Raw genomic sequence first — 20,319 nt, 5'->3', positions numbered from 1 at the left:
TTTTTTTATGAATTTACAATTTATCAATTGATACCAAGGTATAGATTGCATACAACCAATGCTTTTGCTATATTTAGACCCTAATATATAGTTGCATTACCATCTAAAAAAAAACATTTATGAGTGCCGCAGCAACAGTAGCCGAAACCACTAGCCATTTGGAACCCTTAATTAGCGATTTAGGACTTATCCTAATGACAGCAGGAATTGCGGTATTGATCTTTAAAAAATTAAAACAACCTCTAGTTCTTGGCTATTTGATCGCCGGATTCTTGGCTGGAAATCATTTTGATTTCTTTCCTTCGGTAAAAGATATTCAGAGTGTAGAAGTTTGGGCAGAAATTGGAGTTATTATCTTGCTATTTAGTTTAGGGCTCGAATTCAGTTTTAAGAAATTGATGAAGGTTGGAGGTACCGCCTCCATCACCGCCGTCACCCAGATCATCACCATGGTGCTATTTGGATTCTTGGCGGGAAAATGGATGGGTTGGAAATTAATGGACAGTATATTTCTAGGTGTTATACTCTCCATTTCCTCGACCACCATCATTTTAAAAACCTTTGAGGAGCTTGGCGTAAAGGCACAGAAATTTGCTGGAATTGTAATTGGTTCCCTTATTGTGCAGGATATTATTGCCATTTTGATGATGGTATTATTATCAACAGTCGCTGCCACCCAAAACTTTTCTGGTAGCGAATTAATTTTCTCTGTACTTAAATTAGCATTTTTCTTAACTGCCTGGTTTGTAGCTGGTATTTTCTTTATTCCGACACTACTTAAAAAAGCAAAGCATCTATTAACAGATGAAATGTTGCTTATTATATCATTAGCTCTTTGTTTGATGATGGTAATTCTTGCTGCAGATGTAGGCTTCTCTCCTGCTCTTGGTGCCTTTATTATGGGGTCTATCATAGCTGAAACCACACAGGCAGAACATATTGAACACCTTATAAAACCAGTTAAAGACTTATTTGGTGCAGTATTTTTCGTATCGGTGGGAATGTTGATCAATCCAGATACTTTATACGAGCATGCAATTCCAGTACTGATCCTTACAGTAATTACCATATTCGGTCAATCATTCAGCTCAACAGTGGGCGCTTTAATTTCGGGACAACCGTTAAAGCAGTCCATACAAACTGGAATGAGTTTGTCTCAAATAGGGGAATTCTCTTTTATCATTGCCACTTTGGGAACAACGATGCATGTAACGAGTTCGTTCTTGTATCCCATAGTTGTGGCTGTTTCGGCAATTACGACCTTTACAACGCCGTTCATGGTAAAAGCGGCGGGACCGTTTTCGGAATTTCTAGAGCGAAAATTGCCTCGTAGAATTACAAAGAAAATAAACCGTTACAGTACCAATGCGCAAGCAATTCGAGCCGTAAGTACTTGGCAAGTGGTAATAAGAACTCATTTGATGCATATTGTACTTCATACTATTATTATCACCTCTATAATTTTATTATGTTCTAAGTTTGTTATTCCGTTGGTAGAAGATTCTAAGTTTGGGAATGCCATATCGGCCGCGATAACGATTATCATTATTTCACCTTTTTTATATGCACTGTCATTGCGAAAGATTGCGGTAAAAGAAGTGGCCATTTTATTTAAAGAAAGAAAGTACAAAGGACCGATCTTGATGCTTTTGTTCTTAAGAATGGGACTTGCTGTATTCTATATTGGTTTCTTATTGAATATCTTTTTCTCTCCTATCATCGCCTTTATCGCGTTGGTTTGTGCGTTGACGATTTACTTTTTATTCCCCAAAAAATTACACCGCCAATACCATAAAATTGAAGGTCACTTTCTGAAAAACTTGAATGATAGAACAGAAGGTGAAGCTGGAAAAATTAACCGACAACATGCCAACTTGACTCCGTGGGATGGTCACATGACCAATTTTACTATTGCAAAAGAATCAAATCTTGCAGGTAAGACCTTGCGTGAAATTAAGATGAGAGAAATATTGGGCGTCAATATAGCATACATCAACCGTGGTGAAATCACCATTCAAGTTCCCAACAAAATGGAGCGTCTTTTTCCTGGAGATGTTATCGGGGTGATTGGAACAGATGATCAAGTAAAAGCATTTTCTGATTACTTACGTCAAAATGAAATTGAAATTCCTGAAAAGGTTGATAATGAAGTGATACTACGACAAATCGAACTTGAAAATGAAAGGTTCATCGGTAAGGCTATCGGTCAGTCAAAACTGCGCGAATTAACTCAAGGATTAATCGTTGGTATTGAACGAAATGGTGTTCGTATGTTAAACCCAGAATCCAATGTCGTATTAGAACGTGATGATATCGTCTGGATTGTAGGAAATAAAAAATTACTGAATACTATTTTTGTTGATCGCTAATTCAAATAATTAATGAGTTAATTGGTTCTCTTACGGTAATTAACATTACTCTGCGATTCTAGAACGAAAATCGAAGCTTGTCATGATCTTAAAATCGTTCGAATAAAACTACACTTAAAATAAAATATATCAATTATACAAATATCAAACTGTGAAAAAATTACTTTCGATTATCTCGCTTTTTACGTTTGTAATTAGTTTTGGTCAGGAGCAAAAAGCAACTGGTAATAGCTATTTACAAGACAATTACACAAAAAAGGAAATATACATTACAATGCGTGACGGTGTAAAACTATTCACCTCTATTTACACACCAAAAGATATTTCGAAAAACAGAAAATATCCAATGGTTATGATGCGTACTTGTTATAGTATTGCACCTTATGGAGAAGATAAATTTTCTACACGAGTAGGCCCAAATCCATTTATGGTAAAAGACGGGTATATCTTTGTGCAGCAGGACGTACGCGGAAGGTATATGAGCGAAGGTACTTTTACGAATATGACACCTCAAGTAGAACATAAAACGAATCAAGACATTGACGAGAGTACTGATACCTACGACACTGTTAATTGGTTGGTTAAAAACATTGCTAACAATAACGGAAAAGTGGGACAATATGGAACATCTTATCCTGGTTTTTATACTGCAGTTGGAATTTTGTCAAACCATCCTGCTCTAGTCGCTTCTTCTCCTCAAGCCCCTATTTCTAATTTTTGGAATGATGACTTTTTACATAATGGTCGATTTATGCTTGGTTATTTTAGAACTTTTCCAGTATTTGGTGTTCAAAAAACCACTACTACTCCAAATGCTTGGTACACTAGTTCAATGGTAAAAAAATATTCTGATGACGGATTAAAATTTTACACAGACATGGGAACTTTAAAAGAAGGTGTTGATCAACATTATAAAGATAATTTCTTCATGCAAGAAATTATGGACCATCCTAATTATGACGAATTCTGGAAAAAAAGAAACTTATTACCTCATCTAAAAAATGTAAAGCAAGCTGTTTTGGTTGTTGGAGGATGGTTTGATGCAGAAGATTTATCGGGTCCTTTGAATATTTACAAATCGATTGAAAAATCTTCACCAAAAGCTAAAAACACTATAGTAATGGGACCTTTTTCTCATGGTGCATGGGGAAGAGAAACTGGAAAATCATATCATAACGATATTTATTTCGGAGATAGTATTGCCACTTATTACCAAAAAAATATTGAAACAAAATTCTTTACGCATTACCTAAAAGGCAATACAAAGAAAGATGCCGGAATACCCGAAGCTGTTATGTTTGATACTGGTGCCAAAAAATGGAGAGAATTTTCCAAATACCCACCAGCGAATGTAAAGAAGTTGAATTTTTACTTTGCAAACAATACGCTTGAAAAAGAACCTTCAGACAATTACACAGAGTATTATAGCGATCCTAGCAAGCCAGTTTTAAGTTCAGATAATCTAAAAGACTTTAATGGATTTACTCCTAGAAATTACATGAGTGAAGACCAAAGATTTGCAGCAATGCGCCCTGATGTAGCTACATTTACAACAGAAGTCTTAACCGACGATATTACATTTGGAGGAGAGCTATTAGCAAAACTAAATATCTCAACAACAGCTACTGATGCCGATTTTATAGTAAAACTGATAGATGTTTATCCTGAAGACGAACCTGCGAATGCAGACAAACCTAATGTTTTGTATGCCAATTACCATCAATTGGTTCGTAGTGAAATAATGCCTGCAAGATTTAGAAATTCGATCGAAAATCCAGAAGCCTTAATTCCAGGTCAAAAAACTGCAGTACATGTAAAGTTGCAAGATGTGATGCATACTTTTAAGAAAGGGCATAAAATACAAGTACAAGTTGAAAGTACTTGGTTTCCTCTTTTTGCGGTGAATCCTCAAAAATTTATTCCGAATGTTAATCTAGCAACCAAAGCCGATTATACGAAAGCATTCATTAAAATTTATGGTGATAGTGCTCTAGAAGTGGATGTTTTAAAATAAAATATAATAATTCTACACATTAAAAAAGCGGTCTAATTAGACCGCTTTTTAATTTTATATAAATTGCTAAAAATTATCTAGAGTAATTTGGAGCTTCTTTGGTAATTGTAACATTGTGCGGGTGACTTTCATTGATACCACTAGCAGTAATTCTAACGAAGCGACCTGTTTCTTGTAAAGTAGGAATGTCTTTTGATCCACAGTATCCCATTCCGGCGCGAAGACCACCAATAAACTGAAGCATGCTTTCGTTTAATTCACCTTTGTAAGGAACACGACCTACAATTCCTTCTGGAACCAATTTTTTAACATCGTCTTCAACATCTTGAAAGTATCTGTCTTTTGATCCTGTTTCCATTGCTTCAACAGAACCCATTCCTCTATATGATTTGAATTTTCTTCCTTCGAAAATAATTGTTTCACCTGGAGATTCTTTTGTCCCTGCTAATAACGATCCTAACATTACACAGTCAGCACCTGCAGCTATTGCTTTAGGAATATCACCTGTGTAACGAATACCACCATCAGCAATAACTGGTACACCTGTTCCTTTTAAAGCTGCGGCTACTTCTAGCACTGCAGAGAATTGAGGAAATCCAACACCTGCAACAATACGAGTTGTACAAATAGAACCAGGTCCTATTCCCACTTTCACACCATCAGCGCCATGTTCTACTAAAAACTTAGCCGCTTCTGGAGTAGCAATGTTACCAACAATAACGTCAATTTGAGGAAATTTTGCTTTTACTTCTTTCAACGTATTCACTACACCTTGAGTGTGTCCGTGAGCAGTGTCAATAATGATAGCATCTACACCTGCATGTACAAGTGCTGCTGCTCTTTCTACCGCATCTCCCGTAACTCCAATTGCAGCTGCTACGCGTAAACGACCGTAAACATCTTTGTTTGCAATTGGTTTTTGAGTTAATTTGGTAATATCTCTAAAGGTGATTAGACCTACTAGTTTATTGTCTTTGCTTACAACAGGCAATTTTTCAATTTTATAGCCTTGTAAAACAACCTCAGCTTGTTCTAATGAAGTACCTTCTGCAACGGTGATTAAGTTTTCACTTGTCATTACCTCAACAATTGGTCTTGCATTGTTTTTTTCAAAACGCAAGTCGCGATTGGTAACGATTCCTCTTAAGATTTGGTTTTCATCCACAATTGGAATACCACCAATTCCATATTCTTTCATTGCTGCTTTGGCATCTGCAACCAAAGAAGTTAAAGGTAAAGTAACAGGATCGATTATCATCCCTGACTCGGCACGCTTCACTTTACGTACTTTGGCAGCTTGTTGCTCGATTGTCATATTTTTATGTAATACTCCTATTCCGCCTTCTTGCGCCATAGCGATTGCCATTGCGCTTTCTGTAACGGTGTCCATTGCAGCTGATACAATAGGAACGTTAAGAGTAATATTTCGTGAAAATTTTGATTGGATACTTACTTCTCTTGGAAGCACATTGGAGTAATTTGGAACTAATAATACATCATCGTAAGTTAAACCTTCGCCGATAATCTTGGTGTTGTGTGCTATCATGGTGCAATTTCTAGTTGAATTGCGTGCAAATATAGTCAATTTATTTCAATTAAAAATTGAATAATAGATATCATTTGTTATGATTCGTTTAATTTTTAATCTGAATGAGTTAAAAATTTCGATATTAATAAACAAAAATCTAAATGGCATTGCATAAATTAGCGAGATGGAGCATACTAACGGAATAGTCATCATTGGTGCTGGTTTATCTGGTATGACATCGGCTATTCATTTATTAACACAAGGATTCTCGGTCACTGTATTGGAAAAAAATAGCTTTCCCAAACATAAAGTTTGCGGTGAATTTATTTCGAATGAAGTATGGAGTTATCTAAACTTATTAGATCTCGATATAGAATCACTAAATCCTACAAAAATAAATTCTACGTTCCTATCTACTCCTTCTGGCAGAAGTATTGAAACCAATTTACCGTTAGGTGGATTTGGAATCAGTCGTTACACATTAGACTATTATCTGTACCAAAAAGTTCAAGAATTGGGAGGTGTGGTAATTCAATCTAATGTAACTGATGTACTATTTTCAAATGATCAATTTGTACTTACAACGGATGATAATCAAAATTACACCGCTAAGGTGGTTTTGGGCAGTTTTGGTAAACGCTCCAATTTAGATTTACAATTAAACCGTGATTTTATTAAAAAGAAATCACCGTGGTTAGCGGTTAAAGCGCATTACGCGCTAGACTTGCCAGCTGACGTTGTGATGCTTCATAATTTTGAAGGAGGTTATTGTGGTGTATCAAAAGTGGAAGATGATAAAGTGAATATTTGCTATCTTGTACGCTATTCCTCTTTCAAAAAATATAAAGATATCGCAGACTTTCAAGAGAATGTGATGGCAACAAATCCACATTTAAAAACTATCTTTAAAAATAGTAAAATGATATTTGAAAAACCTTTAACTATCAGTCAAATTTCTTTTGAAGACAAACCAAAAATTGAAAACCATATGATCATGATTGGTGATGCGGCTGGAATGATTCATCCCCTTTGTGGAAACGGTATGGCGATTGCAATTCACAGCGCTAAAATTGCGAGTGAATTAACAATTCGTTTTCTTCAAAATAAAATAACAAGAATTCAATTTGAAAGTCAGTATGTAAGTCGTTGGAATAAAACTTTTCGAGCCAGAATTCAGTTTGGAAAATTTTTATCGAAAATATTGTTGAATGAGCGCTTATCAAAATTAGTCATGAAAAGCCTAATAGCATTCCCTTTCTTACTGCCTTTTATTATCAAAAAAACCCATGGAAAACCAGTCTAAATGTTTTTAAATACAACTTATAGAACAACCGAAGAAGAAATCATGGATGACTTTTCCCTTGAGGGAGAAGAACTGCGCGATGCATTGGATAAAATAGCTTCCATAAACCAGTTGTTGGGAGGTAATCAATTAACACTGCAAGGGGTCAAACAGCTGATTTCCGAAAAAAAGCGAAAATTGACCATAGTAGATGTAGGATGCGGTAATGGTGACATGCTGCGCACTTTGGCTGATTATGGTGCTAAAAACAATCTAGAACTCGATTTAATTGGTATCGATGCTAACGCGTTTACCATCAATCATGCCGTTGCATTATCAAAGCAATACCCAACTATTAGTTATCAGTGTATTGATATTTTCGAAAAGGAATTTCAAGAGCTACAATATGACATAGTATTATGTACTTTAACATTACATCATTTTAAAACGGATCAAATTAATTACCTGCTTCAGTTATTTGCAAAGCAAGCTAAAATTGGTATTGTGATTAATGATCTTCATCGCACTAGCATTGCCTATCGCTTATTTCAGGCTGTTTGTTTTGTTTTTAGATTGAATAGAATGTCAAGAGAAGATGGATTAGTCTCCATTTTGAGAGGGTTTAAAAAGAAAGAGTTAGTAGCTTTTTCGAAAATAAATAATTTAAAAAATCACAGCATCCAGTGGAAATGGGCTTTTCGCTACCAATGGATTATTAAAACAGAAATATGAGTGTAAAAATAATAAGTGTTGCTACACAAGTACCAGATTACTCTAGAGAAACAGAGGATATATTACCTTTTTTAGATATATGGTTGGCCAATCAAGAAGAACGTTTTCAAAGAAAAGTAAAAAAAATATTTGAAGGAGCACAAGTTGACAAACGGTACTCGATCATGGATCCCGCGGAAGTTTTCTCGCTACATTCTTTTGAAGAACGCAATGCTATTTATGCGCGCGAAATGATTGTTCTAGGCGAAAAAGTCCTTCGTAAATCCTTGGATAAAGCAAATTGGAAACCCGACACCATAGACTTTATTATCACCGTTAGCTGTACCGGAATTATGATTCCGTCACTTGATGCTTATTTGATTAATAAAGTCGGCTTAAAACAAGACGTTGTACGTTTACCAGTTACTGAGATGGGTTGTGTTGGTGGTGTGTCTGGAATTATTTACGCCAAGAACTTCCTAAAAGCAAATCCTAACAAGAGAGCAGCAGTAATAACAGTCGAAAGTCCAACAGCAACTTTTCAGTTGGACGATTACTCAATGGCTAATATTGTTAGTGCCGCAATATTTGGCGATGGAGCTGCTTGTGTTTTGTTATCATCGTATGAAGATGAAGTAGGACCAAAAGTTGTTGATGAATCAATGTACCACTTTTACGACAATGAAGAAATGATGGGTTTTGAGTTGACCAACAAAGGATTAAAAATGATATTGGATGTAGCCGTTCCCGATACTATTGAATCTCACTTCCCTGCTATCATTCATCCATTTTTGGAGCGAAACGAACTTACAATAGCAGATGTTGACCATTTGATTTTTCATCCTGGTGGAAAAAAAATAGTTAACTTAGTAGAAGGTCTTTTTTCTGAGCTAGGGAAGAATATTGATGATACCAAGGAAGTTTTGCGTCTTTACGGAAATATGTCTAGTGCCACAGTAATTTATGTTCTAGAACGGATACTCGAAAAGAAACCAAAAGCAGGAGAAAAAGGTGTCATGCTTAGTTTTGGTCCTGGATTTACAGCACAACGCGTTTTATTAGAATGGTAATATGAATACATCCGATATCTTACAGCAGCTGCCCTACTCTAAACCTTTTTTATTTGTGGATGACATTGTGTCAATTAATGAAAATGGCTCCGAAGGTACCTTTACTTTCGACGAAAATTTAGATTTTTATAAAGGCCATTTCAAAAATAATCCAATTACGCCAGGCGTAATTCTTATTGAGACTATGGCACAAATAGGATTGGTTTGTCTGGGAATATATCTATGCGAGGGAACTGCAATCAAAAATATTGCTTTTACCTCCTCTGAAGTTGAGTTTTTAAAACCGGTTTATCCTAACGAAAAAATAAGCGTAGTGTCAGAAAAAATCTATTATCGTTTTGGAAAATTAAAATGCAAAGTAAAAATGTTTAATGAAGCGAAAGAGCTTGTGTGCATGGGAACGCTAGCAGGAATAATTGTTTGATATATTATTTTTTATCTAAGACACGATTAGAGGCATTAAATTTATACTCAACATAAAGTTAGATTTCATATTAATTATCGAAAATACATAGCATTGAAAAATAGAGTTGTCATTACTGGATTAGGAATTGTTGCTCCCAATGGAGTGGGTCTCGATGCGTTTACAAATGCAATTAAAAACGGCATTTCGGGTATTGCACACGATGCCGAATTGGAGCGTTTAAAATTTTCTTGTCAAATAGCGGGAACTCCAACCATTTCGGAAGCGCTAAAACGCAAATACTTTACTGAACTCGAACTTCGGAATTTTAATTCTACCGGAATTTTATATGGCGTAATGGCTGGTTTGGATGCATGGAAAGATGCTGGACTTTCGATTGATATTAATGATAATCCAGACTGGGATTCAGGTACCATTTTTGGAACTGGAACGAGCGGAATCGAAAAATTTAGAGAATCGATTTATAAAATTGATGATTTACAAACGAGACGTTTGGGTAGCACTGCAGTAGCACAAACGATGAATAGTGGTGTATCTGCCTATCTTGGTGGGAAACTGGGTCTAGGCAATCAAGTTACTACTAATTCATCGGCTTGCACGACAGGAACCGAAAGTATTATGATGGGCTTTGAACGCATTCAGCAAGGCAAAGCAAAACGAATGCTCGTGGGTAGCACAAGTGATTCAGGCCCATACATATGGGGTGGATTTGACGCAATGAAAGTGTGCACATTTAAACACAACCAATCACCAGAAAACGGATCTAGACCTATGAGTGCTTCAGCCTCGGGTTTTGTGCCAAGCAGTGGCGCGGGAGCGTTGGTTATCGAAGATTTAGAGTCAGCTATTGCACGTGGCGCTCGCATATATGGAGAAATTCTCGGCGGAAATATTAACTCTGGCGGACAAAGAGGCGAAGGTACGATGACGGCACCTAATTCTGTTGCTGTTCAAAAATGCATTGTTGATGCCTTGGCAGATGCAAATGTAAAAGCAGAAGCAATAGATTATATCAACGGACATTTGACTGCAACGTCAAAAGATGCTTTGGAAATTAAAAACTGGAGTGAAGCTTTGAATAGAAAGGGTACAGATTTTCCATATATAAATTCTTTAAAGTCAATGGTGGGACATTGCTTATCTGCAGCAGGAAGCATAGAGACAGTTGCTACAGTCTTACAATTGTACAATGGTTTTATTTTTCCTTCTATAAACTGTGACGATTTACATCCTGAAATTTCCGAATGCGTAGCTGTTGAAAAAATACCGCATCAATTAATTGAAAAAGAGCTTAATGTGGTAATAAAAGCTAGTTTTGGCTTTGGAGATGTAAATGGTTGCTTAATTCTAAAAAAGTACGCGATAAATTGATTAGCCTGTCTTTTTAAATATACCATATACTTATATACCTTAGCGTGAAAATGCTTCACAATACTAAACTATAAAAAAACAAACTAATGAACAGAGAAGAAATCATAGAAAAACTTAAACCTATTGTAGAGCCATTTGTTAATGATGAAGAGGCATTTGCAAACTTAACCGATAAGACCAATTTTATCACTGACTTAAATATTAATTCGGCCAACCTGGTAGATATTATCTTAGATGTAGAAGATGCTTTCTCGATTGTAATCGATAACGAATCTATGGAGAAAATGACCGATATCGAAAATACTATTGCAATCATACAAACAAAACAAGCAGAAAAATGATAGGTAACGATGTCGTAGATTTAGTTTTAGCAAGAAAAGAAAGCAACTGGAAACGGAAAGGCTATCTGGATAAATTATTCACGGCATCGGAACAAGATCTAATTCAAAATGCAACAAACCAAGATGAAGTCGTTTGGCTCTTGTGGAGCATCAAAGAAAGTGTGTATAAAGCGTATCAAAGAATACACTACCAACAAGGTTTCTACCCTATTAAAATTGCAGTACTATCCCTGAACTTGCAAGATGGCAAGTTTAGATCGGTAATAGAATTGTTTGGAAATATATTTTATGGCGAAAGTCAAATTGTTGACCAAATTATCTTTACAATTGCCGTACAAAATAAAGGTGACCTAGACAAAATACTGTATTTTGATCAACTTGCATATATCAAAAACGAAAATGGATTACCTATCTCTGCAGATTATAAAAAACCTATATCTGTAAGTCATCATGGTCGGGCAAAGAAAATTGTGGGAATAAAACAAAATCATTTTTAATATCTAGTCCGTAGTTTCTGACTCACCTGCAAACATTTTATCCATCCTGATTTGCATTTCTTCTGGGCTTACAGATTCAACATGCGTTGCAATCATCCACTTATAGCCAAAAGGGTCTAAAATCTGCCCAACTCTATCTCCATAAAACTCATTTTTTACTGGCATAACAGCTGTGGCTCCTTGACAGATGGCGGTATTAAAAACTTTATCGGCATCTTTTACATAAATGCTTAAGGTCGTTGAACTGCCGCCTATCGTTGTTGGGCTTAAGGCTCCCCACTCTACATTTTCATCAGACAGCATTAAGAGTGATCCCTCGATTTCGATTTCAGCATGTGCTATTGCACCGTCGGGCATGAGTAATCGAAATTTCTCTACTGCTCCAAAAACTTTTTTATAAAATTCTATTGCGTCACTACAACCTTTTACTATGATGTATGCATTCAAGGAATGCGCTCCTGGGTAAATGTGTTTCGGATCCATATTACTGATTTTTAATGGTTTGCACTTCACTATAAAGCTTTAAAAATACAAAATATTTTGTTCAGTCTACAATATGAATTTTTAAAAAATAGTTAAGTTTAATTAAACAGTCATTCTAGTCCAGATGGAAATGGAAAGCCCGGAACGTGTAGCAGCACATTTTCTTGCTCAAAAAGAGCGACTGAAAGAAGCTCCTTTTTGGGCTTAGAAAAAGGGTGCTACTAGTGAGGACTTGTAAAGTACAGCTGGGAATTACTCCAACTACCTATTCACCGTCTTTGTCTTGAAAGATAAAATTGATTCCGAATTGCAACGATAAGGTCTTCGCTTTGGATAGATCGCGGTACGCCAGTAAATTATCTCCCATGAGGTACATATTAAATGCTCCTATACTTCCCGCCAGTCCTAAACCAATGTTGGTATACGAGAAAGAATCTACGGTGTAGGTTGCTTTCATGTTTAGATTCGTTAGAAGTCTTCTTTCATAGAAACCTGTCAAGGCGACTAAGGGTGTTTTGGGTGTAGTCATCATATACAGTTGTGCTCCTACTCCATTTTTATATCCTTTATTTTCATCACCATAGCAGTTGCAGTCACCTCCGCCACGGCGATCATCAAATGAGTATTTGTAAGAGGCATTGATCTTCACAGGACGCCATGTTCTGTATTTTGTACGTATGGTATCGAGCGGAATGGCATCTTGAAAGTCCTGAAAATTACCACCCGTTCCGCTGGTGTTGTTGAAATCAGGATTGACACCTTGGTAATCGTACACTCCTTTGAATGTGTAAATTTTAGTATCATTGTTATGAGAAATAAAACCAATGTCCAAAACACTCCCAGTCCATTGTATATTTTCCTTTGGATTATAAGTAAACCCAAGATCAAGTCCTAGACCTAAATCTGGACCTAGAAATGCTTTTTGTAATGCCTTTTTCCCTCCTTCAAATTGTCTCTCGTTATCAATGTAATTGGACAAACCTGAGGTATGTGCTTGCAAATCTGAGTAAATCACCTGCTCATACATAGATGTATTTGACGGAATGGTGTATATGTAACCTGAGTTGTTGGTTGTGGTTGCATTAAAACCACTGGTGTAAATCTTACCTCTTGCTCCCAAAATTAATTTTTCATTGATGTTTTTATGAAAACCTAAGTGTAAAACTGAAACTGCTTCTGCTCTACCATTTAAGTCACCAAGGTTGAAAGACTTTCCTATATAATCTTGATTTCCGTTTAAGGCCAATAATAACGGATCTTTTGGGACGTAGATCAAAGCATCTATCTCTTGGTACATTCCGAAAGACACATAAGTATAATTATCCCTTTCTCCTAAACGAAATCCACCCGTAACGATTTCTAATTGCTCATTAAATACCAATTTATCTTTGTTTGTAGTTGAATTGACTACGCTTTGTAATTTGGTATTAAAGTCAACACCGTTGTCCGCAAATAAATCATAGGCCGAAAAACCAGTCGAACCCATATTTGCTGAAATTCCGGAAAGAAAAGGAACTCCAAAGTAAAATTTATAAGACACATCTGCACCAGGATTCGTCATCATTGACTGCGGTACCGCGGTAAAGTTGTACAAAATTTGTTTGTTCTGGGCTAACATGTTTACTGAAACTAGAACAGTAAGCCATAGTATTGCTATATATTTCATTCTATTTCCATATAAACGGTTGCACTTGATTTCAATTTTAAACTACCGGCACTACTTTCAGTTAGAGGCGTTCCTGGCAACATTGTTATCCTGAATCCCATTTTATCCGTTCGCTTTAATTGATCTAATGAGGCATTTTGATATGTTTTTTTTTCAGTAATCACTTGTGGTGTACCGGCTGATGCTGGAATATTAAAGACGATACTATCCACTACGTTATTAAAAATATCGTACAAAATTAATTCAATTACATAATCTCTGTCTATTGTATTTGTAATTACGAACAAGAAATCTGCTTGTTGCAAATTATCTCGAAAAAAAGTATCTCGAAAAACGTCAAAATTTTCAACTTCAAAAGCTACTGTTGTTTCGACACCGCCTTCTACAAAATCTGGAGCTGGCACATCAAAATTAGTAAGGTTAGCTACAATAACGGGAGTCAATAATAAATCCTCTGATTGGTTAAAATCTAAATCACTGGAACATGAAGGTGTCAAAAACACTAACAACAGCACGGATAATATATTTCGAATAGTAGATTTCTTTTCCATATAATGGTTATAATTAGTAATTGGGCTTATACCTTATTTAAATTCACCAAATAATTTTGATGCCTCATTGTATGATGACTCAAAACTTAACGGGTTTAGGTTCGTCTTTATTTTAGTACTAGTGAAATAAGATAATAATTTCTCTGTTGGCATGTTGCCTGTAAGTACATCTTTAGCCATTGGGCAGCCGCCAAAACCTTGAATGGCTCCATCAAAACGGCGACATCCTGCTTGGGTAGCTGCATCAATTTTCTCAAACCATTTATCGTACGTCGTATGAAAGTGTGCACCAAATTCGATTTCGGGATATTGTGGTACTAAGTGCGAATATAAATAACGAATTACCTCGGGAGTTGAACTACCAACAGTGTCGGATAGCGATAAAATCTTCACTCCCATTCCAGCTAACTTTTCTGTCCATTGCCCTACAATTTCAGTAGACCAAGGATCACCATAAGGATTTCCAAAACCCATAGATAGGTAAGCTACTACTTGTTTATTACTTTTATCTGCAATGTTTAAAATTTCGTTTAAAGTAATTAAAGATTCCCCAATAGTTTTATGGGTATTCCGCATCTGAAAATTTTCTGATATAGAAAAAGGGAAACCTAGGTAGTCAATTTGAGAATGTGTGGATGCAATTTCAGCACCTTTAGTATTTGCTACAATCGCAAGAAGTTTACTTGTTGTTTTTGATAAATCAAGTGAATCTAAAACAGCAGCGGTATCCTGCATTTGCGGAATTGCGCGGGGAGAAACAAAACTTCCAAAATCAATCGTATCAAACCCAACGCGCAACAAGGCTTGTATATACGCTGCCTTTTGTTTGGTGGGTATAAACGTTTTTATTCCTTGCATGGCGTCTCTAGGACATTCAATAATTTTGACTGCGTTCATAGTAATCAAAGATATAAAAACTAATCAGAAATAGAAATGAGACTTCTCTTATTTAACAGAACTAAAAGGCACATTCTTCTCATGATATGTGCTTTATTTTATACCATAAAACAATTTAAACCTCAACAAGGTGTGTCGATTTGCTCTATCTACGGTGTGTTTTTCTCAATTAAACGCTAGACCACATAAATCGAATTTATATTTTTACTTTTTTTGGAAGAGGATGTATAATCCGAAAGCTTCATTGTATATGAGACCCAACACTTACTACCACTTAAGTTGCCATCTCCTACTTATATTTTGATAAAAAGTAAATTTTACCCTTTTGTAATTCTTTCGGGATATTTCTGTGATACTTCTCGAGGATATTTGCAATAAGAAAAACGAATACTAATTTAAACATCAAAATTATGAAAAGAATTTTCATCGCAATCTTCGCTCTAGCTCTAACAACAATGACAGCAGTATCTTGCTCTAACGACAATGAAACTACAACAGTAGAAGTTGATTCTGCCTTACCAGTAGGTACTTTTACCGTTACAAAATCGGGAACATTAACCGCTCAAAATGGAACACCAACAGCTGGTAAAATCGAAATTGGAGTAGATAGTGAAAACACTACTTTTGTACACCTTGGGTCTGATTTTACAACAGAATTAGGTACCGGTACCGCAACGGTTTACCTTTCAACTACTTCTACCTACACTGCTAGTCCCGGTACTGGAAATCCTGACCTAAAACTAATCGGAATTGTTACCGAAAATGGCGAAATTTATTATAAAGTAAATGGTACAATAGCAGCCAATTTAAATTATTTAATTATCTGGTGCGGTTCAGCAAATATTCCTTTTGGAAATGGACTACTACAATAAAAATTTACTTTATAATTTCTACAAAAGACATTAGTACTTACTGATGTCTTTTGTTTTTCGATTAAAAACACCTCATTTTATAAAAATTAATACCATGAAAAAATACATTTACACCTTTATGCTTTTTGCGCTTTATGCGCCAACGGCAGTGCAAGCGCAAAGTGGATGGACAAAACCAAAGGATACTTACTTTTTAAAAGTAGATTACAGCTCTTATACTTCATCTGACTTTAGAAACAATACAGGAAATAGCTTAACAACCAGTGACTTTACACAAAATGCAATTTCGGCATATGGAGAATACGGCATAAGCAATCGTTTAACGGCCATTGCTTTTGTTCCTTTTTTTAAACAAAATAGTTATGAAACCACCAATAAGGTTAGTGGTTTTGGTGATGTAAAATTGGAATTAAAATACGCTTTACTGAACAAATCTTTTCCGCTATCGGTTTCCATTGCGCCAGAATTTCCAACAGGCAAAAAAGATAATTTTGCAGTAAATAAAAGTAATCCTCTGGAACAAATTAATTTACCATCTGGTGATGGCGAGTTCAATGTATGGACAACGTTAGCTGTTTCTCATACTTTCACCCCTTTAAAATTATATGCAAGTGCTTACAGTGCATTTAACTATAGAACAAAATATAAAGAACGTGACTTTCAAAATCAATACCAAGCCGGTGTCGAGGTAGGTTATCAGTTTTTTGATAGATTATGGGTAAACACAAAAGTATCTATCCTTACAGGTGTAGGTGCACAGCCCACGACTGCAGACTTTATAAGAGGCGATGGTACAAGCTATACAGGTGTATCTGTGGGCGGATTATATGAAATTGGAAAAAACTTTGGACTTACGGCTCAATATTTTAATTCGAATAGTGCCATTGTAAAAGCCAAAAACATTTACGCAAATAATATTCTCTCTTTTGGAATTGTATATCAAAAAAAATAATCTTGATTGTCAAGCCTAAATATTATATTTACCACTATTCCAAAAATGTATTGCCATGAAAAAAATATTAATGATTGAAGATGATCCCTCTATCGTAGAGTTGGCTAGTATTCATTTAAAAGACATTCATTGCGAACTCACCAAAGCTTATAACGGTTTTGAAGGTTTGCATCTGGCAAACACCAATCATTTTGATGCAATTATTCTGGACATCATGTTGCCTGATATTGATGGAATCGAAATCTGCAAACGCATTCGAGCGGAGAAAAACTTTACGCCTATAATGATGCTTACCGCGCGCAGCGAAGAGATTGACAAAATAATTGGGCTAGAAACGGGTGCTGATGATTACCTCACAAAACCCTTTAGTATTAGAGAATTTACCGCTCGCATAAAAGCGCTTATTCGACGAAGTGAACTCAATATCACGGAAATTGAATCTCCTATTGAAGAAGTACTACAATGTGGAAGCCTCCTTATTGATGCCCAAAAAAGAAAAGTTACTCTCAACGATCAAAAGATTGAATTGACACCAAAAGAATTTGACTTACTCTATTTATTTATGGCTAATCCAGGAATTAGTTACTCCCGCGAAACGTTATTAAACTTGGTTTGGGGATATGAATTCTCAGGATATGAGCATACTGTAAATTCGCACATCAACAGATTGCGTACCAAAATAGAAGAAAATCTAACCCACCCCAAATATATCCTAACCACATGGGGCATTGGTTACCGCTTTACTGACGAAATTAAATAAATATGAAAACGAGGAATTACAACACACTATTTTGGAAAATTTCGCTGGCGTTCTTTTTACTTCTAGCAATTGTTGGTATTGCCCACACCTACATTAGCTTTAAATACTCGAAAGACTATATCGAAGAAGTAAATCAAAGACTCAACCACGACACCGCCAAAAATATTGTAGAAAATTCGACTCCTTTTTATAATGGAAAGGTGATCGTACCTGCCCTACATGAAATGTTCCATCACGTGATGGCGATTAATCCAAGTCTTGAGGTGTATTTGGTCAATCCAAAAGGCGAAATACTTTCTTGGTATCCACCTGAGAAAAACATTTCACTTAAAGCTATCGACTTAGATCCCATAAAAGAATTTATAAATGACAAGTCACAGCATCTCATTAGAGGTGATGACCCATTGAACCCAGAAACCAAAAAGATTTTTTCGGCACATCCGTTGATGATGAATAACATGTTGTATGCTTATATTTATGTTGTGCTTGATGGACAAAAGCAAACTGCCGCATCAGACAATTTATTTGCCGATTATTTACTACGCGTCAGTTACGGCACCACCGCAATCACCTTATTTTTTACCTTTTTGGTCGGATTATTATTATTGCGAGCGATTACAAAAAATTATGCCAAAATATTATCTGTGATGCAACAATTCAAACAAGGTGATTTGGCCGCTAGGATTGATATTAAGACAGTAGGTAGTGAAAAACAGATGGCTGAAATGTTTAATGAAATGGCTGATATTCTCACCACAAATATTGACAAGTTAAAAGAGGTAGAAAATTTGCGAAGAGAGTTGATTGCCAATGTATCTCATGATTTGCGTACTCCCATTGCCATTATACGCGGTTACCTAGAAACCCTACAAATGAAAGAGAAAACCCTCACCGATGACGAGCGTAAGCGGTACATTGATATGGTGAGTCAAAGCTCTGTAAAATTAGAAAAACTAGTAAACGAACTTTTTGAATTGTCCAAATTAGAAGCCAATCAAATTCGCCCCAATAAAGAAGCTTTCATCATTAGTGAATTATTAAATGACATTAGCTCAAAATACCAATTGATGGCGCGTAATAAAAAAATAACTATTGACACCTTTCTATCGAAAGAATTGGCACCTGTATTTGCTGATATTGCGTTGATCGAAAGAGTGATTCAAAACTTGCTTGACAATGCTATAAAATTTACACCAGAGAACGGAAACATTAGTATCACAACAGAAAAATGTGTAAATGACCATATAAGGATAACAATTGCAGATAACGGAATAGGTATTCCCGAAAAAGACCGTGAGCGCATCTTTGCACGCTATTATCGAGCCAACAATTATACTGATCTAAAAAACAGTACCGGACTTGGTCTCGCCATAGCTAAGAAAATTTTAGACCTTCACGAATCTAACCTAGAACTCGTAAGTGACGAAGGAAAAGGAAGTGCCTTTATCTTTAGATTAAAGTGTAATTAAATCATACGATTATTACTTGTAAAGCTTTTCAATTATTTTATGTAAAGTCAAAAACTAAAAAAGCCGATTCAAAATAAATTGAATCGGCTTTATTTTTTATAACAAAAGCTTTAAAAAAGCGATTATTTTACATCCATTAATTCTACATCAAAGATCAAAGTAGCGTTTGGTGGAATTACTCCTCCTGCTCCTGCTGGTCCGTATCCTAAGTCAGATGGAATTACAAAACGAGCTTTGTCTCCTACTTTCAACAAAGCGATACCTTCGTCCCATCCTTCGATTACTTGTCCTTGACCTAATTTAAATTCGATTGGTTTTTTTCTTGGGTAAGAAGAGTCAAAAACTTTACCAGACTCTAATGAACCTTCGTAGTGTACAGCAACTGTTTTTCCTGCTTCAGCTTGTTTCCCCTCACCTCTTTGGATAAATTGGTAACGTAATCCGCTTTCTGTTTTTTCAAAACCAGCTGCCAATGTTTCCATTTTTGCCTCAGATTCTGCTTTTAAAGCAGCTTGTTTTTTCAAACGTGCTCCTTTTAAACCTACGAAAGCTTCGATAGCATTCCATTTTTGAGCTTCTTCACCTACTCTTACAATTTCAAGAGAGTCTAATTTGTCTCCTTGTGCAACTGCATCAACAATATCTTGTCCTTCGATAACGTGACCAAAAACAGTATGTTTTCCGTCTAACCATGAAGTTGGTACGTGAGTGATGTAAAATTGAGAACCATTAGATCCAGGTCCTGAATTAGCCATTGCCAAAATACCTGGTTTGTCATGTTTTAAACTTGGGTGAAATTCATCATCAAATTTGTATCCAGGATCTCCAGTTCCAGTTCCTTGAGGACATCCTCCTTGAATCATGAAATCAGGAATAACTCTGTGAAAATTTAAACCATCATAGAATTTTTCTCCTTGAGGTTTGATTTTGTTTTCCATGTTACCTTCTGCAAGAGCTACGAAATTACCAACTGTTCCAGGAGTTAATTCATGCTCTAACTTTACCAAAATAGCACCTTTTGCAGTGTTAAATTTAGCGTATATTCCGTTTTCCATCTTTATT

19 protein-coding genes are annotated in these 20,319 nt (G+C 35.8%); 13 read left to right on the top strand and 6 right to left on the bottom strand.

All coding sequences use genetic code 11. The annotated features are described in order from the left end of the window. Nucleotides 1-119: 119 nt before the first annotated feature. Both LXH21_RS12545 and LXH21_RS12540 read left to right on the top strand, forming a co-directional pair. Nucleotides 120-2,369: a cation:proton antiporter domain-containing protein gene (locus LXH21_RS12545; protein WP_239866385.1), complete on the top strand. Its 2,250-nt coding sequence runs from the start codon at nucleotides 120-122 to the stop codon at nucleotides 2,367-2,369. Nucleotides 2,370-2,520: 151 nt separating this feature from the next. Next, nucleotides 2,521-4,383: a CocE/NonD family hydrolase gene (locus LXH21_RS12540; protein WP_239866383.1), complete on the top strand. Its 1,863-nt coding sequence runs from the start codon at nucleotides 2,521-2,523 to the stop codon at nucleotides 4,381-4,383. A gap of 73 nt (nucleotides 4,384-4,456) precedes the next feature. On the opposite strand, the gene guaB is transcribed toward LXH21_RS12540, so the two are convergent. Then, nucleotides 4,457-5,929, bottom strand: a complete 1,473-nt coding sequence (gene guaB / locus LXH21_RS12535) for an IMP dehydrogenase (RefSeq protein ID WP_239866381.1) — start codon at nucleotides 5,927-5,929, stop codon at nucleotides 4,457-4,459. Nucleotides 5,930-6,095: 166 nt separating this feature from the next. On the opposite strand from guaB, the gene LXH21_RS12530 reads away from it, so the two are divergent. The 7 genes from LXH21_RS12530 (at nucleotide 6,096) to LXH21_RS12500 (ending at nucleotide 11,607) form a co-directional block, all read left to right on the top strand. Beyond that, entirely contained in the window at nucleotides 6,096-7,214 is a 1,119-nt protein-coding gene (locus tag LXH21_RS12530) for an NAD(P)/FAD-dependent oxidoreductase (RefSeq protein ID WP_239866379.1), read from the top strand. Then, a complete protein-coding gene (locus LXH21_RS12525) occupies nucleotides 7,215-7,925 on the top strand; it encodes a methyltransferase domain-containing protein (RefSeq protein WP_239866377.1) in 711 nt (236 codons plus the stop codon). Further along, on the top strand, nucleotides 7,922-8,974 hold the full coding sequence (locus LXH21_RS12520) for a type III polyketide synthase (protein WP_239866375.1): 1,053 nt from the start codon (nucleotides 7,922-7,924) through the stop codon (nucleotides 8,972-8,974). The genes LXH21_RS12525 and LXH21_RS12520 overlap by 4 nt, the downstream gene beginning before the upstream one ends. Nucleotide 8,975: 1 nt before the next feature. Beyond that, nucleotides 8,976-9,398 (top strand): 3-hydroxyacyl-ACP dehydratase FabZ family protein, encoded by a 423-nt coding sequence (locus tag LXH21_RS12515; protein ID WP_239866373.1) that lies wholly within the window; start codon nucleotides 8,976-8,978, stop codon nucleotides 9,396-9,398. Between the two features lie 93 nt (nucleotides 9,399-9,491). Beyond that, nucleotides 9,492-10,769, top strand: coding sequence for a beta-ketoacyl-[acyl-carrier-protein] synthase family protein (locus LXH21_RS12510; RefSeq protein WP_239866371.1), 1,278 nt, complete (start codon nucleotides 9,492-9,494; stop codon nucleotides 10,767-10,769). 86 nt (nucleotides 10,770-10,855) lie between these two features. Continuing rightward, nucleotides 10,856-11,110, top strand: a complete 255-nt coding sequence (locus LXH21_RS12505) for an acyl carrier protein (protein ID WP_239866369.1) — start codon at nucleotides 10,856-10,858, stop codon at nucleotides 11,108-11,110. After that, nucleotides 11,107-11,607 carry a 4'-phosphopantetheinyl transferase family protein gene (locus LXH21_RS12500; RefSeq protein ID WP_239866367.1) on the top strand — a complete coding sequence of 167 codons (501 nt, stop codon included), beginning with the start codon at nucleotides 11,107-11,109 and terminating at the stop codon, nucleotides 11,605-11,607. Before LXH21_RS12505 ends, LXH21_RS12500 begins: the two co-directional genes overlap by 4 nt. Nucleotides 11,608-11,610: 3 nt before the next feature. On the opposite strand, the gene LXH21_RS12495 is transcribed toward LXH21_RS12500, so the two are convergent. The 4 genes from LXH21_RS12495 to LXH21_RS12480 form a co-directional block, all read right to left on the bottom strand. Next, nucleotides 11,611-12,090 carry a VOC family protein gene (locus tag LXH21_RS12495; protein WP_239866365.1) on the bottom strand — a complete coding sequence of 160 codons (480 nt, stop codon included), beginning with the start codon at nucleotides 12,088-12,090 and terminating at the stop codon, nucleotides 11,611-11,613. A 265-nt stretch (nucleotides 12,091-12,355) separates the two neighbouring features. Next, nucleotides 12,356-13,756: a DUF5723 family protein gene (locus LXH21_RS12490; RefSeq protein WP_239866363.1), complete on the bottom strand. Its 1,401-nt coding sequence runs from the start codon at nucleotides 13,754-13,756 to the stop codon at nucleotides 12,356-12,358. Then, nucleotides 13,753-14,307, bottom strand: a complete 555-nt coding sequence (locus tag LXH21_RS12485; RefSeq protein WP_239866361.1) for a hypothetical protein — start codon at nucleotides 14,305-14,307, stop codon at nucleotides 13,753-13,755. The genes LXH21_RS12490 and LXH21_RS12485 overlap by 4 nt, the downstream gene beginning before the upstream one ends. Nucleotides 14,308-14,340: 33 nt before the next feature. Beyond that, nucleotides 14,341-15,204 carry a hydroxymethylglutaryl-CoA lyase gene (locus tag LXH21_RS12480; RefSeq protein ID WP_239866359.1) on the bottom strand — a complete coding sequence of 288 codons (864 nt, stop codon included), beginning with the start codon at nucleotides 15,202-15,204 and terminating at the stop codon, nucleotides 14,341-14,343. A 410-nt stretch (nucleotides 15,205-15,614) separates the two neighbouring features. On the opposite strand from LXH21_RS12480, the gene LXH21_RS12475 reads away from it, so the two are divergent. The 4 genes from LXH21_RS12475 (at nucleotide 15,615) to LXH21_RS12460 (ending at nucleotide 19,257) form a co-directional block, all read left to right on the top strand. Next, nucleotides 15,615-16,076, top strand: a complete 462-nt coding sequence (locus tag LXH21_RS12475) for a DM13 domain-containing protein (RefSeq protein WP_239866357.1) — start codon at nucleotides 15,615-15,617, stop codon at nucleotides 16,074-16,076. A 94-nt stretch (nucleotides 16,077-16,170) separates the two neighbouring features. After that, the gene (locus tag LXH21_RS12470) at nucleotides 16,171-17,028 is read left to right on the top strand and encodes a transporter (protein ID WP_239866355.1); all 858 of its coding nucleotides are present in this window, start codon (nucleotides 16,171-16,173) and stop codon (nucleotides 17,026-17,028) included. Between the two features lie 55 nt (nucleotides 17,029-17,083). After that, the gene (locus LXH21_RS12465) at nucleotides 17,084-17,788 is read left to right on the top strand and encodes a response regulator transcription factor (RefSeq protein ID WP_239866354.1); all 705 of its coding nucleotides are present in this window, start codon (nucleotides 17,084-17,086) and stop codon (nucleotides 17,786-17,788) included. Nucleotides 17,789-17,790: 2 nt separating this feature from the next. Then, a complete protein-coding gene (locus LXH21_RS12460; RefSeq protein ID WP_239866353.1) occupies nucleotides 17,791-19,257 on the top strand; it encodes a sensor histidine kinase in 1,467 nt (488 codons plus the stop codon). Between the two features lie 122 nt (nucleotides 19,258-19,379). Here LXH21_RS12460 and LXH21_RS12455 read toward each other — a convergent pair whose 3' ends face one another. After that, on the bottom strand, nucleotides 19,380-20,312 hold the full coding sequence (locus tag LXH21_RS12455) for a peptidylprolyl isomerase (protein WP_239866352.1): 933 nt from the start codon (nucleotides 20,310-20,312) through the stop codon (nucleotides 19,380-19,382). Nucleotides 20,313-20,319 lie beyond the last annotated feature (7 nt).

Source organism: Flavobacterium algicola, assembly GCF_022399565.1.
In the GTDB taxonomy this organism is placed as follows: Bacteria; Bacteroidota; Bacteroidia; order Flavobacteriales; family Flavobacteriaceae; genus Flavobacterium; species Flavobacterium algicola.
This window is presented reverse-complemented; position numbering and strand designations above follow the sequence as displayed.